Annotated in this window: 12 protein-coding genes; all 12 read right to left on the bottom strand. The window is 63.4% G+C overall.

The genetic code is table 11. The features are described 5' to 3' along the window. Nucleotides 1–104: 104 nt before the first annotated feature. Nucleotides 105–950, bottom strand: coding sequence for a 3-deoxy-8-phosphooctulonate synthase (gene kdsA, locus ACWKWX_RS30220; RefSeq protein ID WP_416422857.1), 846 nt, complete (start codon nucleotides 948–950; stop codon nucleotides 105–107). 18 nt (nucleotides 951–968) lie between these two features. Then, nucleotides 969–2600, bottom strand: a complete 1632-nt coding sequence (gene pyrG / locus ACWKWX_RS30215) for a CTP synthase (protein ID WP_416422856.1) — start codon at nucleotides 2598–2600, stop codon at nucleotides 969–971. A gap of 169 nt (nucleotides 2601–2769) precedes the next feature. Next, nucleotides 2770–4065, bottom strand: coding sequence for a tRNA lysidine(34) synthetase TilS (tilS, locus tag ACWKWX_RS30210; RefSeq protein WP_483829654.1), 1296 nt, complete (start codon nucleotides 4063–4065; stop codon nucleotides 2770–2772). Nucleotides 4066–4203: 138 nt separating this feature from the next. Continuing rightward, a complete protein-coding gene (locus tag ACWKWX_RS30205; RefSeq protein ID WP_416422854.1) occupies nucleotides 4204–5151 on the bottom strand; it encodes an acetyl-CoA carboxylase carboxyltransferase subunit alpha in 948 nt (315 codons plus the stop codon). A gap of 128 nt (nucleotides 5152–5279) precedes the next feature. Continuing rightward, entirely contained in the window at nucleotides 5280–8801 is a 3522-nt protein-coding gene (gene dnaE, locus ACWKWX_RS30200; RefSeq protein WP_483829653.1) for a DNA polymerase III subunit alpha, read from the bottom strand. Nucleotides 8802–8871: 70 nt separating this feature from the next. After that, nucleotides 8872–9501, bottom strand: coding sequence for a ribonuclease HII (gene rnhB, locus ACWKWX_RS30195; protein WP_473006818.1), 630 nt, complete (start codon nucleotides 9499–9501; stop codon nucleotides 8872–8874). An 8-nt stretch (nucleotides 9502–9509) separates the two neighbouring features. Then, nucleotides 9510–10643, bottom strand: coding sequence for a lipid-A-disaccharide synthase (gene lpxB / locus ACWKWX_RS30190; protein ID WP_416427547.1), 1134 nt, complete (start codon nucleotides 10641–10643; stop codon nucleotides 9510–9512). A gap of 5 nt (nucleotides 10644–10648) precedes the next feature. After that, nucleotides 10649–11425 carry an acyl-ACP--UDP-N-acetylglucosamine O-acyltransferase gene (gene lpxA, locus ACWKWX_RS30185; protein ID WP_416422852.1) on the bottom strand — a complete coding sequence of 259 codons (777 nt, stop codon included), beginning with the start codon at nucleotides 11423–11425 and terminating at the stop codon, nucleotides 10649–10651. Then, entirely contained in the window at nucleotides 11422–11862 is a 441-nt protein-coding gene (gene fabZ / locus ACWKWX_RS30180; RefSeq protein WP_416422851.1) for a 3-hydroxyacyl-ACP dehydratase FabZ, read from the bottom strand. Before fabZ ends, lpxA begins: the two co-directional genes overlap by 4 nt. Nucleotides 11863–11974: 112 nt before the next feature. Continuing rightward, a complete protein-coding gene (lpxD, locus tag ACWKWX_RS30175; RefSeq protein WP_476296770.1) occupies nucleotides 11975–13030 on the bottom strand; it encodes a UDP-3-O-(3-hydroxymyristoyl)glucosamine N-acyltransferase in 1056 nt (351 codons plus the stop codon). A gap of 1 nt (nucleotide 13031) precedes the next feature. Next, on the bottom strand, nucleotides 13032–13541 hold the full coding sequence (locus ACWKWX_RS30170; protein ID WP_416422849.1) for an OmpH family outer membrane protein: 510 nt from the start codon (nucleotides 13539–13541) through the stop codon (nucleotides 13032–13034). Nucleotides 13542–13576: 35 nt separating this feature from the next. Beyond that, the gene (gene bamA / locus ACWKWX_RS30165) at nucleotides 13577–15928 is read right to left on the bottom strand and encodes an outer membrane protein assembly factor BamA (RefSeq protein ID WP_483829652.1); all 2352 of its coding nucleotides are present in this window, start codon (nucleotides 15926–15928) and stop codon (nucleotides 13577–13579) included. Nucleotides 15929–15966: the final 38 nt, after the last annotated feature.

The raw sequence follows: 15966 nt of genomic DNA, 5'->3' as shown, positions 1-15966 counted from the left end.
TGTTGTGGCCGAAGGCTCAATACGGCAGGCAGGCCTTCGGTCGACAAGGCTCTGGCCCGAGCGGGCCAGAGTGAATCGAGAGGTACTTTACCGGAAAAAAGTTGTTACGCGGTTTCTACCGTCGGAAAACTTTTAACCAGATCGTCCAATTGCTTGAGCTGGGCCAGGAACGGCTCCAGCTTGTCGAGGCGCAGGGCGCAGGGGCCATCGCACTTGGCGTTGTCCGGGTCCGGGTGGGCTTCCAGGAACAGGCCAGCCAGGCCCTGGGACATGCCCGCCTTGGCCAGGTCGGTGACCTGGGCACGGCGGCCGCCGGCGGAATCCGAACGCCCGCCCGGCATCTGCAGGGCGTGGGTGACGTCGAAGAACACCGGGTACTCGAACGACTTCATGATGCCGAAGCCGAGCATGTCCACCACCAGGTTGTTGTAGCCGAAGCTCGAACCGCGCTCACACAGGATCAACTGATCGTTGCCGGCTTCCTCGCACTTGGTCAGGATGTGTTTCATTTCCTGCGGCGCGAGGAATTGCGCCTTCTTGATGTTGATGACTGCACCGGTCTTGGCCATGGCCACCACCAGGTCGGTCTGGCGCGACAGGAAGGCCGGCAGCTGGATGATGTCGCAGACCTCGGCGACCACGGCGGCCTGGGCCGGCTCGTGGACGTCGGTGATCAGCGGCACGCCGAAGGTCTTCTTCACTTCCTCGAAGATGCGCATGCCTTCTTCCAGGCCGGGCCCCCGGTACGAGGTCACGGAGGAACGGTTGGCCTTGTCGAAGCTGGCCTTGAACACGTACGGGATACCGAGTTTCTCGGTAACGCGCACGTATTCTTCGCAGACCTGCATCGCCATGTCCCGCGACTCGAGCACATTCATGCCGCCGAACAAGACGAAAGGCTTGTCGTTGGCGATCTCAATGTTGCCTACACGGATGATTTTCTGCGCCATGCTGTATTACTTCCTTGATCAGGCTTTCTTCTGGTGTTGAGCCAGGGCCGCCTTGACGAAGCCACTGAACAGCGGGTGACCGTCACGTGGGGTCGAGGTGAACTCGGGGTGGAACTGGCAAGCCACGAACCATGGGTGGTCCTTGGCTTCCACCACTTCAACCAGGGCGCCGTCGCCGGAACGACCGGACACCACCAGCCCAGCGTCGATCAGCTGTGGCAGCAGGTTGTTGTTGACCTCGTAGCGGTGACGGTGACGCTCCACGATCACTTCGTTGGCGTAGCAGTCGAACACCTTGGAGCCCTTGGCCAGCTGGCACTCCTGGGCGCCCAGGCGCATGGTGCCGCCCAGGTCCGAGGCTTCGGTACGGGTCTCGACCGCGCCGGTGGCGTCTTCCCACTCGGTGATCAGGCCCACGACCGGGTGGCCGCTGGTGCGGTCGAACTCGGTGGAGTTGGCGTCTTTCCAGCCCATGACGTTACGAGCGAACTCGATGACCGCCACTTGCATGCCCAGGCAGATACCCAGGTACGGAACCTTGTTCTCGCGAGCGTATTGCACCGCGGTGATCTTGCCTTCCACGCCGCGCAGACCGAAGCCGCCCGGTACCAGAATGGCGTCGGCGCCTTCCAGCAGGCCGGTGCCCTGGTTCTCGATGTCTTCGGAGTCGATGTAGCGCAGGTTGACCTTGGTACGGTTGCTGATGCCCGCGTGGCTCATCGCTTCGATCAGCGACTTGTACGCGTCCAGCAGCTCCATGTACTTGCCGACCATGGCGATGGTGACTTCGTGCTCGGGGTTCAGCTTGGCATCGACGACCTTGTCCCACTCGGACAGGTCGGCGCCACCGCACTGCAGGCCGAAGCGCTCGACGACGAAATCGTCCAGGCCCTGGGAGTGCAGGATGCCCGGGATCTTGTAGATGGTGTCGGCGTCTTCCAGCGAGATCACCGCACGTTCTTCAACGTTGGTGAACTGGGCGATCTTGCGGCGCGAGGACACGTCGATCGGGTGGTCGGAACGGCACACCAGCACGTCAGGCTGCAGGCCGATGGAGCGCAGCTCCTTCACCGAGTGCTGGGTAGGCTTGGTCTTGGTCTCGCCAGCGGTGGCGATGTACGGAACCAGCGTCAGGTGCATCAGCATCGCGCGCTTGTTGCCCACTTCGAAGCGCAGCTGGCGGATGGCCTCCAGGAACGGTTGCGACTCGATGTCACCCACGGTGCCACCGATCTCGACCATGGCCACGTCGGCATCGCCGGCGCCCTTGATGATGCGGCGCTTGATTTCGTCGGTGATGTGCGGGATCACCTGGATGGTGGCGCCCAGGTAGTCACCACGGCGCTCCTTGCGCAGCACGTGCTCGTACACGCGGCCGGTGGTGAAGTTGTTGTTCTGGGTCATGGTCGTGCGGATGAACCGCTCGTAGTGGCCCAGGTCGAGGTCGGTCTCGGCACCGTCGTGGGTCACGAAGACTTCACCGTGCTGGAACGGGCTCATGGTGCCCGGGTCGACGTTGATGTACGGGTCCAGCTTCAGCATGGTGACCTTAAGTCCCCGCGCCTCCAGGATGGCCGCCAAAGATGCCGAAGCAATGCCTTTCCCCAATGAAGAAACAACACCGCCCGTGACGAAGATGTAGCGCGTCATGAAAAACCCTAGAAGTCTGCGTTAAAGCGGTCAGAGCCGCCGGGGAAAGCGAAGGAAGGCCGAAGCCCCCGATGGCCAAAAACGGTTTGGCAATCGGCAACTGCCGTGTTTGCTGAGCAAGCACAGAAGTTGTATCAAGAAGGGAGCGTAGTCTACCGGAAACAGCCTTTCATCTCAAACGTTGTGCGTTCGTCGGTGGCAGCCAGTGCAAATCCGTACCCTCGCCACCCTTGGCAGGCACGTTGGCCACCGCGCGCAGTTGACCGTCGACGAACAGCAACGGCAAGCGCCCGCGCACGAAGGGCGGCAGCCCGCTTTCGTTGAGCAGGCGCTTCAGGTCGCGGTGCCCGCGCCCCTCTATTTCCAGCACTTCGCCGCCCTCGCGGTAACGAACCTGCAACCGCCCCTGCGGCGCCAGGCCGCACAGCCGCACGTGGCCATTGCCCGGCAACGGCAGTGGCTCGGCCGGGGCAACCCAGTCGATCGCACCCTGGGGCGCCCGCAACCAGTCGTCGGCCAGCCACCATATGCGGCCACCGGCGCGCTGCAGTTGGCCGTCGGCCAGCGCCCATACCGGGGTTGCCGAAGGAGCGGCATCACGCAAATCCTCCCAGCCGGCCCAGTGTTGCGTGTCCGGCAGGCGAGTCAGCGGTGCCAGCCAATGCTGCAGGGCATTGCGCTGACGGGCGTCGGACAGCGCCTGCAAGGCGTGCAGCTCCAGCGACGGCAACGTCAGCCAAGGGAATGGCGAGGGGCTGCCCGCCGCCAGCAGATCCTGCGCCGCCAACTCGGCCAGCAACACCTGGGCTTCCGCCAGGTGGCCGGCAGTGCGGGCGAAGGTCTGGGCGAACTGCGGCCAGCGCCGGGCGATCACCGGCAGCACGTCGTTGCGCAGGTAGTTGCGCGAGAAACGGGTATCGGTGTTCGACGGGTCTTCCACCCAGGCCAGCTGATGGGCGCTGGCGTACTGCTCAAGCTGCGCGCGGGAAACGTCGAGCAGCGGGCGCAGCAACCACCCCTGCCCCAACGCGCGCTCTGCCGCCATGCCGGCCAGGCCGCGCACGCCGGCACCGCGCAGCAGGCGAAACAGCAAAGTCTCGGCCTGATCGTCGCGGTGCTGGCCGGTGAGCAGCACTTCGTCCTTTTCCAGCACCTGCTCGAACGCCTGGTAACGCGCCTCGCGGCCCCCCGCTTCCAGGCTGGCGCCCGGCAGCACCTGCACGCGCACCACGGTCAAGGGCACCCCCAGGCTGTCACACAGCTGCTGGCAATGCTGCGGCCACGCGTCAGCCGCGGCCTGAAGGCCGTGATGAACATGGATGGCGTGCAAGGGAGGAATAGATTCGGTGCGGGCCAGGGTGGCCAACTGATGCAGCAGGACGGTGGAGTCGAGGCCGCCGGACAGGGCGATGTGCCAGCGTGGGACGGTGCGCCATGGAGCAAGGCTTCGCAGCAAACTATTCATCCCCTCCCCCATACGACATCAGCCTTGAAATGGATGTGGGAGCTGGCTTGCCAGCGAGCTTTTCGGGCGCCCCAAAAAACTCGCTGGCAAGCCAGCTCCCACAGGGCCTCCCCCACCGGGGAGGCTTTGCAGCGATGCTTACAGGCCGTAGCTCATCAGGCGGTCATAGCGGCGCTTGAGCAGCGCGTCCATGTCCAGGCCCTTGAGCATGGCCAGCTGCGAGCTCAGCTCCTTGCGGATCAGTGCCGAAGCAGCAGCCGGGTCGCGGTGGGCGCCGCCCAGCGGCTCCTGGATCACCTTGTCGACGATACCCAGGCCTTTCAGGCGCTCGGCCGTGATGCCCATGGCCTCGGCGGCGTCCGGGGCCTTCTCGGCGGTCTTCCACAGAATGGAAGCGCAGCCTTCAGGCGAGATCACCGCGTAGGTGGAGTATTGCAGCATGTTCAGCTGGTCGCACACGCCAATGGCCAGTGCACCGCCCGAACCACCTTCGCCGATCACGGTGGCGATGATCGGGGTTTTCAGGCGCGCCATGACACGCAGGTTCCAGGCGATGGCTTCGCTCTGGTTACGCTCTTCGGCGTCGATGCCCGGGTAGGCGCCCGGGGTGTCGATGAAGGTCAGGATCGGCATCTTGAAGCGCTCGGCCATTTCCATCAGGCGGCAGGCCTTGCGGTAGCCTTCAGGGCGCGGCATGCCGAAGTTGCGACGCACTTTCTCGCGCACTTCACGGCCTTTCTGGTGACCGATGACCATCACTGGCTGGTCGTCCAGGCGGGCGATACCACCGACGATGGCGGCGTCGTCGGAGAAATGACGGTCGCCGTGCAGCTCATCGAACTCGGTGAAGATGTGCTGGATGTAGTCCAAGGTGTACGGACGGCGCGGGTGGCGCGCCATGCGTGCGATCTGCCAGCTGGTCAGGTTGCCGAAAATGCTTTCGGTCAGGGTGCTGCTCTTGTCTTGCAGGCGCGAGATCTCATCGCTGATGTTCAGCGAATTGTCATTGCCGACCAGGCGCAGCTCTTCAATCTTGGCTTGCAGGTCAGCGATCGGCTGTTCGAAATCAAGAAAATTCGGGTTCATAGGCATCCGTCTTGGGTCGACGGCCAAGCGGCCGGCCGGTTGATCCGTTAAGCGCCCTACCATACGGGAAAGGGCGCATTGAGGTCGAGTTTAACGATCTGGGTCGAGTCTAGTCACCTTTGACAGGCTCAACGATATTGCAGGAAGACGTTCTCACGCCCGAACTGGTCACGCAGCGCTTGAATCAAACCATCACCGGGATCAATTCGGTAGTCCTCGCCGAACTGCAACAGCGCCTTCGCGTCGGGGCCGGTGTACTCCATGGTGATCGGGCAGGCGCCGCGGTGGCGCTTGCACAGCTCGCCCAACCAGCCCAGGCGGTCGCCCTTCAGGGCGTCGGCGTGCACCTTCAGGCGCAAGCTCTCGGCCAGGTTGGTGCGGGCGTCTTCCATGGTCATCACGCGGTTGACCCGCAGGCGCAGGCCGCCGGAGAAGTCATCGTTGCTGACCTCGCCTTCCACCACCACCATGGCGTCGGTCTGCAGCAGCGACTGCGCTGCCATGAAGGCGTCGGCGAACAGCGAGGCCTCGATACGCGCCGAGCGGTCGTCGAGGGTGATGAAGCCCATCTTGTCGCCCTTCTTGTTCTTCATCACCCGCAGGTTGATGACCATGCCCGCCACCGTCTGGGTGCCACGGGCCGGCTTCAGGTCGATGATGCGCTGGCGGGCGAAGCGGCGAATCTCGCCTTCGTACTCGTCGATCGGGTGACCGGTGAGGTACAGGCCCAGGGTTTCCTTTTCACCGCGCAGACGCTCCTTGAGGGTCAGCTCCTTGGCCTTGCGGTGGCTGGCGTAGACGTCGGCGTCTTCCTCCACGAACAGGCCGCCGAACAGGTCGCTGTGGCCGCTGTCATGGGTGCGCGCGGTCTGCTCGGCCGCCTTGATCGCCTCTTCCATGGCCGCCAGCAGCACCGCGCGGTTGCGGTCGATGTTGGCCAGGTACGCCTTGCTCTCGTCGTGGAAGAACGGCCCCAGGCGGTCCAGCGCGCCACTGCGGATCAGGCCATCGAGGGTGCGCTTGTTCACGCGCTTGAGGTCGATGCGCTCGCAGAAGTCGAACAGGTCCTTGAACGGGCCGGCCTGGCGGGCCTCGGTGATGGCCTCCACCGGCCCCTCGCCCACGCCCTTGATGGCACCCAGGCCATAGATGATGCGGCCTTCGTCGTTCACCGTGAACTTGAACTCCGAGGCGTTCACGTCCGGCGCATCGAGGCGCAGTTTCATGGTGCGCACTTCCTCGATCAAGGTCACGACCTTGTCGGTGTTGTGCATGTCCGCCGACAGTACCGCGGCCATGAACGGCGCCGGGTAGTGGGCTTTCAGCCAGGCGGTCTGGTACGACACCAGGCCGTAGGCGGCGGAGTGGGATTTGTTGAAGCCGTAGCCGGCGAACTTTTCCACCAGGTCGAAGATGTTGCCCGCCAGGTCCGCATCGATGTTGTTGTTGGCACAACCTTCGATGAAGCCACCGCGCTGCTTGGCCATTTCCTCGGGCTTTTTCTTACCCATGGCCCGGCGCAGCATGTCCGCGCCACCCAGGGTGTAGCCCGCCATCACCTGGGCGATCTGCATCACCTGTTCCTGGTACAGGATGATGCCGTAGGTCGGTGCCAGTACCGGCTTGAGGCCTTCGTACTGGTAGTCGGGGTGCGGATAGGCCAGCTCGGCGCGGCCGTGCTTGCGGTTGATGAAGTCGTCCACCATGCCCGATTGCAGCGGGCCCGGACGGAACAGGGCCACCAGTGCGATCAAGTCTTCCAGGCAGTCGGGCTTGAGTTTCTTGATCAGCTCCTTCATGCCGCGCGATTCAAGCTGGAACACCGCGGTGGTCTCGGCTTTCTGCAGCAGGCTGTAGGTGGGCTTGTCGTCCAGCGGGATGAAGGCGATGTCCAGCGGCTCTTCGCCGACCTTGGCGCGGTCGCGGTTGATGGTCTTCAGGGCCCAGTCGATGATCGTCAGGGTACGCAGCCCGAGGAAGTCGAACTTCACCAGGCCAGCCGCCTCCACGTCGTCCTTGTCGAACTGGGTCACCAGGCCGTCGCCGGCCTCGTCGCAGTAAATGGGCGAGAAGTCGGTGAGCTTGGTGGGGGCGATGACCACGCCACCGGCGTGCTTGCCGACGTTACGGGTAATACCCTCGAGCTTGCGCGCCATCTCCCAGATTTCGCCGGCTTCCTCATCGGTCTTGAGGAAGTCGCGCAGGATCTCTTCCTGCTCGTAGGCCTTCTCCAGGGTCATGCCCACTTCGAAGGGGATCATCTTCGACAGGCGGTCGGCCAGGCCATAGGACTTGCCCTGCACCCGCGCCACGTCACGGACCACCGCCTTGGCGGCCATGGAACCGAAGGTAATGATCTGGCTCACGGCGTTGCGGCCGTATTTCTCGGCCACGTAGTCGATCACCCGGTCGCGGCCGTCCATGCAGAAGTCGACGTCGAAGTCGGGCATGGAGACCCGTTCCGGGTTGAGGAAACGTTCGAACAGCAGGTCATATTCCAGCGGGTCGAGGTCGGTGATCTTCTGCACGTAGGCCACCAGGGAGCCGGCGCCCGAACCCCGGCCAGGGCCTACCGGCACGCCGTTGCTCTTGGCCCACTGGATGAAGTCCATCACGATCAGGAAGTAACCGGGGAAGCCCATCTGGATGATGATATCCAGCTCGAAGTTCAGCCGGTCCACGTAGACCTGGCGCTTGGCCTCGTAGTCCTCGGTGGTGTCGCGCGGCAGCAGCACCGCCAGGCGCTCTTCCAGACCGTCGAACGACACCTTGCGGAAGTATTCGTCGATGGTCATGCCATCGGGAATCGGGTAGTCGGGCAGGAAGTGCTTGCCCAGCTTGACGTCGATGTTGCAACGCTTGGCGATCTCGACGGTGTTTTCCAGCGCCTCGGGCAGGTCGCTGAACAGCGCGTGCATTTCCTCGGCGCTTTTCAGGTACTGCTGGTCGCTGTAGTTCTTGTTGCGGCGCGGGTCATCCAGGGCCCGGCCTTCGCCGATGCACACGCGGGTCTCGTGGGCCTCGAAGTCTTCCTGGCGGATGAAGCGCACGTCGTTGGTGGCCACCAGCGGCGCGCCGAACTTGTCGGCCAGGGCCACGGCGGCGTGCAGGTATTCTTCGTCGTTGGTGCGGTTGGTGCGCTGCACTTCCACGTAGAAGCGGTCGGGGAACACCGCCATCCACTCCTGTACCAGCGCCTCGGCGTCCAGCGGGTTGCCGCCCAGCAGCGCCATGCCGATCTCACCTTCCTTGGCCGCAGACAGGCAGATCACGCCCTCGCTGGCCTCGGCCACCCACTCGCGCTCGATGATCACCTGGCCATTGCGTTGGCCGTCGATGAAACCGCGGGAGATCAGTTCGGTGATGTTGCGGTAGCCCAGGGCGTTCATCGCCAGCAGGCTGATGCGGCTCAGCGGGCCGTCGGGATCCTTGTTGGCCAGCCACAGGTCGGCGCCGCAGATCGGCTTGATGCCGCCGCCCATGGCCGTCTTGTAGAACTTGACCAGCGAACACATGTTGTTCTGGTCGGTCACCGCCACCGCGGGCATGTTCATGCCGGCCAGGGCCTTGACCAGTGGCTTGATGCGCACCAGGCCGTCGACCAGGGAATATTCGGTGTGCAGGCGAAGATGAACGAAAGAAACCGACATGGTGATCCTATAGGTGCACAAAACAACAAAGCCCGGATTGTACCGGGCCTTGATCAAAACATCAGCCAGCTCAGCTCAGCGACATGTCCGGGTCCAGCAGCGCCCGCGCCTCATACGCCTGGCGCACCGGCGCGAACGAGCGACGGTGGATAGGCGTAGGCCCCAGGCGGGCCAGCGCTTCCAGGTGCACGGGCGTGGGGTAGCCCTTGTGCCCGCCGATGCCGTAGCCGGGGTAGATCAGCTCGAACGCGGCCATTTCCCGGTCACGGCTGACCTTGGCCAGGATGGAGGCGGCGGCAATCGCCGGCACCTTGGCGTCGCCCTGCACCACCGGGGCGCTGGGCACCGCCAGTTTCGGGCAGCGGTTGCCGTCGATCAGCGCAAGCTTGGGGGTGATGTGCAGGCCTTCCACCGCGCGCTGCATGGCGAGCATGGTGGCGTGGAGGATGTTCAGCTCGTCGATTTCCTCGACCTCGGCGCGGGCGATGTGCCAGCTCAGGGCCTTTTCGCAGATCTCGTCGAACAGCTTCTCGCGCTTGGCCTCGGTCAGCTTCTTGGAGTCGTTGAGCCCCAGGATCGGCCGGTTCGGGTCGAGGATCACCGCCGCGGTGACCACGGCGCCGCACAGCGGGCCACGGCCCACTTCGTCGACGCCAGCCACCAGGTCTTCGACCAGGGTGTAGTCCAGGCCCATTTGCATTTGTGAGGTCATTGTTTCGCCAGCAGTGCCAGCACGCCTTCCGCGGCCTGGTTGGAGGCATCGCGGCGCAGGGTGCGGTGAATGTCGTCGAAGCCTTGGGTCTGCGCCTGGCCGTTGTCCAGCAAGGGTAGCAGCGTTTGCACCAGGGCTTCGGGGGTGGCGGCGTCCTGCAGCAACTCGGGCACCAGCATGCGCTGGGCCAGCAGGTTGGGCAGCGACACGTACGGGCTTTTCACCATACGCTTGAGAATCCAGTAGCTGAGCCCCGCCAGGCGGTACGCCACCACCATCGGGCGCTTGTACAGCAACGCCTCCAGGGTAGCGGTGCCAGAGGCGATCAGCACTGCGTCGCAGGCCGCCAGGGCACGATGGGACTGGCCGTCGAGCAGGGTCAGCGGCAGGTCGCGGCCCACCAGCATGGCCTCGATCTGTGCCCGGCGCGCGGCGTTGGCGCACGGCAGCACGAAGCGCAGGCCTGGGCGCTGGGCCAGCAGGCGCTGGGCGGCGTCGAGGAACAGCTCGCCCAGGCGCCCTACTTCGCCGCCACGGCTGCCCGGCATCAGCGCCACCACTTGGCCGTCCAGGGGCAGGCCGATCTCGGCGCGCGCCTGGGCACGGTCGGCCTGCAGCGGGATGGTGTCGGCCAACGAGTGGCCGACGAACCGCACCGGCACGCCCTTCTCTTCGTAGAATTTCGCTTCGAAGGGGAACAGGGTCAGCATCAGGTCGCAGCCTTCGCGGATCTTCAGCACGCGCTTCTGCCGCCATGCCCACACGGATGGGCTGACGTAGTGCACGGTCTTGATCCCGGCCTGACGCAACTTGAGTTCGATGTTGAGGGTGAAATCGGGCGCATCGATGCCGATGAACACGTCGGGCTTGCGCTCGATCAAGGTCTGGATCAGCAGCTTGCGCCGGGCCAGCAGCTCGCGCAGGCGCCCCAGCACCTCCACCAGGCCCATCACGGCCAACCGCTCCATGGGGAACTCGGACACCAGGCCCTGGGCTTCCATGAGCGGGCCGCCCACGCCCATGAATTCGATGTCCGGGTGGCGCGCCTTGAGGGCCTGCATCAGCCCGGCGCCGAGAATATCGCCACTGGCCTCGCCCGCCACCAGGGCGACGCGCAGCTTGCCTGGCAACGGCATCAGCGGGTGATGCCGCGGGTCGAGTTCTGGATGGAGCGCAGGAACACGTCCACCTCAGGGTACTGGGCAGCCGGCTCGGCCAGCTCGGCTATCGCCTGGTCGACGGTCAGGCCCTGGCGGTAGACCACCTTGTAGGCACGACGCAGGGCATGGATGGCGTCATCGCTGAAGCCACGACGGCGCATGCCCTCGAAGTTCATGCTGCGCGCCTCGGCCGGGTTGCCGAACACCGTGACGTAGGCAGGCACGTCCTTGCCAATGGCGGTGCCCATGCCGGAGAAGCTGTGGGCGCCGATGTGGCAGTACTGGTGCACCAGGGTGAAACCGGACAGGATCGCCCAGTCGTCCATGTGCACATGGCCCGCCAACGCAGTGTTGTTGACCAGGATGCAGTGGTTGCCGATCACGCAGTCGTGGCCGATGTGGGCATAGGCCATGACCAGGTTGTGGTCGCCCAGGGTGGTTTCCGCGCGGTCCTGGACGGTGCCGCGGTGGATGGTCACGCCTTCGCGGATCACGTTGTGGTCACCGATGACCAGGCGCGTGTCTTCGCCCTTGTACTTGAGGTCAGGGGTGTCTTCGCCTACCGAGGAAAACTGGTAGATGCGGTTGTGCTTACCGATTTTGGTCGGCCCCTTGAGAATCACGTGGGGGCCGATGACGGTCCCCTCGCCGATTTCAACGCCAGCGCCGATGATCGACCAAGGGCCGACCTCGACGCCGTCCGCCAGAATGGCAGACGGGTCGATGATGGCGCGAGGGTCAATCAAACTCATAGCTTGCGTTCCGCACAAATGATTTCGGCCGAGCACACCGGCTTGCCGTCAACGGAGGCCTGGCACTCGAATTTCCAGATCTGGCGCTTGCAGCTGATGAACTTGGCTTCCAGGATCAGCTGGTCGCCCGGCAGCACCGGCTGGCGGAAACGCAGTTTGTCGGAACCCACGAAGTAGTACAGGGTACCGTCGGCCGGTTTCACGTCCAGCATCTTGAAACCAAGAATACCAGCTGCCTGGGCCATTGCCTCGATGATCAGCACGCCCGGCATGATCGGGTGCTGCGGGAAGTGGCCGTTGAAGAATGGCTCGTTGATGCTGACATTCTTGTAGGCGCGAATGCGCTGTGCCTCGACGTCCAGCTCCACTACACGGTCCACCAGCAGGAACGGGTAACGGTGAGGCAGGTATTCGCGAATCTCGTTGATGTCCATCATTTCGGGGGGAAGCCTGTATAAAAGATAGGGAGCGCGCGACTGACGCGCAGCACTCCTATTGCAAATCAAGGAGGCAGTTTAGCGGCTGTGCACACTTGATATGGAATTGGTATCAGCCATCAGATGATGCTTTGTCGTCCGGGGTCACGGCTTCGACACGCTTTTCTACCTGTTTGAGACGACGGAACATGTCATCTATCTGGCGCAGGCGTGCCGCGCTCTTGCGCCACTCGCCCGCTGGCTGCATCGCCGTGCCCGAGGAATAGGCCCCTGGCTCGGTGATGGAATGGGTGACCATGGTCATGCCGGTGATGAAGACACCGTCACAGATATCGATATGGCCCACCAGGCCCACGCCGCCGGCCAGCATGCAATTCTTGCCGATCTTGGTGCTGCCGGAGATGCCGACGCACGCCGCCATGGCGGTGTTGTCGCCGATCTGCACGTTGTGGGCGATCTGAATCTGGTTGTCGAGCTTGACGCCGTTGCCAATCACCGTGTCAGCCAGCGCGCCGCGGTCTACCGCAGTGTTCACGCCAATTTCCACGTCGTCGCCGATGCTGACGCCGCCCACCTGGGCAATCTTGTTCCACACGCCCTTTTCGTTGGCGAAGCCGAAGCCTTCGCCGCCCAGCACCGCGCCGGACTGGATGACCACGCGCTTGCCGATGCGCACGTCGTGGTACAGGGTGACGCGTGGGGCCAGCCAGCCGCCTTCGCCGATCACGCAACGCGCGCCGATGAAGCAGTGGGCGCCCACGGTGGTGCCGGCGCCAATCTGCGCGCCGCTTTCAATCACCGCGAACGCGCCGATGCTGGCAGTGGGGTCCACCACCGCGTCGGCCGCCACCACGGCGCTGGCATGAATGCCGGCCGCTGCCTTGGGCTTGGGGTCGAACAGGTGGGAAACACGGGCGTAGGCCAGGTACGGGTCGGCCACCACCAGCGCAGCGCCGGCGTAGCCTTCGGCGTCCGCCGCCTTGAGCAGCACGGCCGCAGCGGTGCAGTCAGGCAGGAACTTGCGGTACTGGGGGTTTGCCAGGAAGCTCAACTGACCAGGGCCGGCCTCTTGCAAAGTGGCCAGCCCGGTAATTTCGGTATCCTCGCTGCCCCGCAGGGTCGCACCGAGGAACTCGGCCAATTGGCCGAGCTTCAGGGTCACAGTCATATCAGCGCGCTTTGTTCATGCGCTCGATGACTTGGCGAGTGATGTCGTATTGAGGTTTGACATCGATCACAGCGCCACGCTCGAGTACCAGGTCAAAGCCGCCGTTCTTGATGACTTCTTCAACAGCGCCATCCAGCTTCGGCTTCAGCTGCTTGAGCATGTCGCGGTCGGCGTTGGCCTTGGCTTCGTTCAGCTCCTTGGACTGGAACTGGAAGTCGCGGGCCTTCTGCTTGAAGTCCAGCTCCAGCTTCTCGCGGTCACCTTGTGGCAGCTTGTCGCCACCGTTCACCAGGCGGTCCTGGATACCCTTGGCGCTGCTTTCCAGGGCCTTGAGCTTGGTCAGTTGCGGGCCGAACTTCTTCTCGGCATCCACGGCGTACTGCTTGGCCGCGTCAGACTCCAGCAGGGCCATCTGATAGTTCAGCACGGCAATTTTCATGTCGGCAAACGCTGGGGTAGCGGTAGCGGCCAGGGTGGCTGCCAGAAGAACCATTTGTGTCAACTTGCGCACGGTGCACTCCTACGGAAACTGTGGTTGGGCAGACCTTAGAAGGTCTGGCCCAGGGAGAATTGGAAGATCTGGGTTTCAGAGTAATCAGGCTTCTTGATCGGCGTGGCCAGGCTGAAGCTCAGAGGACCCAGTGCGGTGACCCAGGTCACGCCCAGACCGACGGAGGCGGCCATCTGCGAGAAGTCGACGCTTTCGCAGTACTTGGAGCTTGCCGAGCAGTTGGTGTCGAAGGTGCTACCCATGTCCAGGAACAGCGAGGTGCGCAGCGAACGCTGGTCCTTCACGAACGGCATCGGGAACAGCACTTCGGCACCGCCGGTGATCAGCACGTTACCACCGAAGGCTTCCGGGCTCTGGTCCGGGTCGGCCACGGTCCCCGGGAACTTGCCGCTGCTCGGGGTGCTGCGTGGGCCCAGGGTGCTGTCCTTGAAGCCACGTACCGAGTTGAAGCCACCGGCGTAGTAGTTCTCGTAGAACGGCAACCCATGGGTGCTGCCGAAGCCGTCGCCATAGCCCAGTTCCGAGTGCAGGCGCAGGGTGTAGTTATCGGTGATCGGGGCGAACAGCTGGCCACGGTAGTCGATCTTGTAGAACGACAGGTCGCTGCCAGGCGTGGTGGTTTCGAACGTCAGGCTCTGCGAGTGACCACGGGTCGGCAGGGTGCCCTTGTTCAGGGTCGAATCGGACCAGCCCACGGACGCCTTCAGGTTGGTGAAGCTGCTGCCTTCCTTGTCGATGAAATCGAAGATCTCGTCGACGGTGTAGGTGCCGGTGCTGATGTTGTCGTGTTGCAGCGTCAGGCCGTAGGTCAGGCGAGAGGTCTCGCTGATCGGGTAGCCGAAGGTCATGCCAACGCCGTAGCTGTCAACCGAGTAGCTGGCGATATCGACGTCGAGGTCGCTGTAGTCGGTCTTGCGGTAGAAGGCGTTGTAACCCAGGCTCACGCCGTCCGGCGTGAAGTACGGGTCGACGTAGCTGAAGTTGTAGCGGGTCTGGTACTCGGACTTGGTCAGGCCGATGGAGACCTTGTTACCGGTACCCAGGAAGTTGCTCTGGCTGATCGAGCCACCCAGGATCAGGCCGGCGCTCTGGGCGAAACCGACGCTGGCGGTGATCGAACCGGAGGCTTGTTCCTCTACCGAGTAGTTCACGTCAACCTGGTCGTCCACGCCCGGTACGGCCGGGGTCTCGACGTTGACTTCCTTGAAGTAGCCCAGGCGCTCCAGGCGGGTCTTGGACTGGTCGATCAGGTAGGTGGAAGCCCAACCGCCTTCCATCTGGCGCATTTCACGGCGCAGCACCTTGTCGTCGGTCTTGGTGTTGCCGCGGTAGTTGATGCGGTTCACGTAGGCACGCTTGCCCGGGTCGACCACGAAGGTGATATCCACGGTGTGGTCGTCGTCATGCGGGGTAGGCACGCCGTTGACGTTGGCAAAGGTGTAGCCGTCGTTGCCCAGGCGGCGGGTGATCAGCTCGCTGGTGGTGGTCATCAGCTTGCGCGAGAACACCTGGTCCTTCTGCACCAGCAGCAGCGCCTTGACCTGGTCTTCAGGCACTTTCAGGTCGCCGGAGAGCTTCACGTCACGAACGGTGTACTTCTGCCCTTCGTTGATGTTGACGGTGATGTAGACGCTCTTCTTGTCCGGGGTGATCGACACCTGGGTGGAAGCGATGTCCATGTTGATGTAGCCGCGGTCCAGGTAGTAGGAACGCAGGCGCTCAAGGTCGCCGGAGAGTTTTTCCCGGGCGTACTTGTCGTCGTTCTTGAAGAACGACAGCCAGTTGGTGGTCTTGAGCTGGAACTGATCGGTCAGTTCCTCTTCGGAGAACACCGTGTTGCCCACCACGTTGATGTGCTGGATGGCGGCGACGGTGCCTTCGTTGATCTTGATCTTCAGGCTGACGCGGTTACGCGGCTGCGGCACCACCTCGGCGTCGACGGTGGCCGTGTAGCGGCCCTGGGCGACGTACTGGCGTTGCAGCTCGTTGCGCACGCCTTCAAGGGTGGCACGCTGGAAGATCTCGCCCTCGGCAAGACCGGACTGCTTCAGGCCTTTCATCAGGTCTTCAGTGGAAATAGCCTTGTTGCCCTCGATCTCGATACTGGAGACCGACGGGCGTTCGACTACACTGATGACCAGGACGTTGCCGTCGCGGCCCAGCTGGATATCCTGAAAGAAACCGGTCTTGAACAGCGCGCGAGTGGAATCCACGAGGCGTCGATCATCCGCTTCGTCGCCAACGTTCAATGGCAAGGCACCAAACACGCTGCCGGCGGATACCCGCTGCAAGCCGTTGACACGAATATCAGTGATTTTGAAGGACTCGGCGTGAACTTCGGTGACCATCAATGCGGCAAGAACCGCAGTAAGCAGCAGACGTTTCATGAAGTCCTTTCTTATTCCAACTGGCAATAAGCAAACTG

Source organism: Pseudomonas imperatae, from assembly GCF_057128625.1.
The sequence above is the reverse complement of the archived record's forward strand: the minus strand, read 5'-3'. Positions and strand labels throughout refer to the sequence as shown.

Excerpts from the sequence above, each read along its gene's own strand:
- rnhB (WP_473006818.1), bottom strand. The coding sequence starts at position 9,501 with ATGCAAATGGGCCTGGACTACACCCTGGTCGAAGACCTGGTGGCTGGC.
- lpxD (WP_476296770.1), bottom strand. The coding sequence starts at position 13,030 with ATGACTGTGACCCTGAAGCTCGGCCAATTGGCCGAGTTCCTCGGTGCG.
- ACWKWX_RS30205 (WP_416422854.1), bottom strand. The coding sequence starts at position 5,151 with ATGAACCCGAATTTTCTTGATTTCGAACAGCCGATCGCTGACCTGCAA.
- fabZ (WP_416422851.1), bottom strand. The coding sequence starts at position 11,862 with ATGATGGACATCAACGAGATTCGCGAATACCTGCCTCACCGTTACCCG.
- kdsA (WP_416422857.1), bottom strand. The coding sequence starts at position 950 with ATGGCGCAGAAAATCATCCGTGTAGGCAACATTGAGATCGCCAACGAC.
- bamA (WP_483829652.1), bottom strand. The coding sequence starts at position 15,928 with ATGAAACGTCTGCTGCTTACTGCGGTTCTTGCCGCATTGATGGTCACC.
- pyrG (WP_416422856.1), bottom strand. The coding sequence starts at position 2,600 with ATGACGCGCTACATCTTCGTCACGGGCGGTGTTGTTTCTTCATTGGGG.
- dnaE (WP_483829653.1), bottom strand. The coding sequence starts at position 8,801 with ATGTCGGTTTCTTTCGTTCATCTTCGCCTGCACACCGAATATTCCCTG.
- lpxA (WP_416422852.1), bottom strand. The coding sequence starts at position 11,425 with ATGAGTTTGATTGACCCTCGCGCCATCATCGACCCGTCTGCCATTCTG.
- tilS (WP_483829654.1), bottom strand. The coding sequence starts at position 4,065 with ATGAATAGTTTGCTGCGAAGCCTTGCTCCATGGCGCACCGTCCCACGC.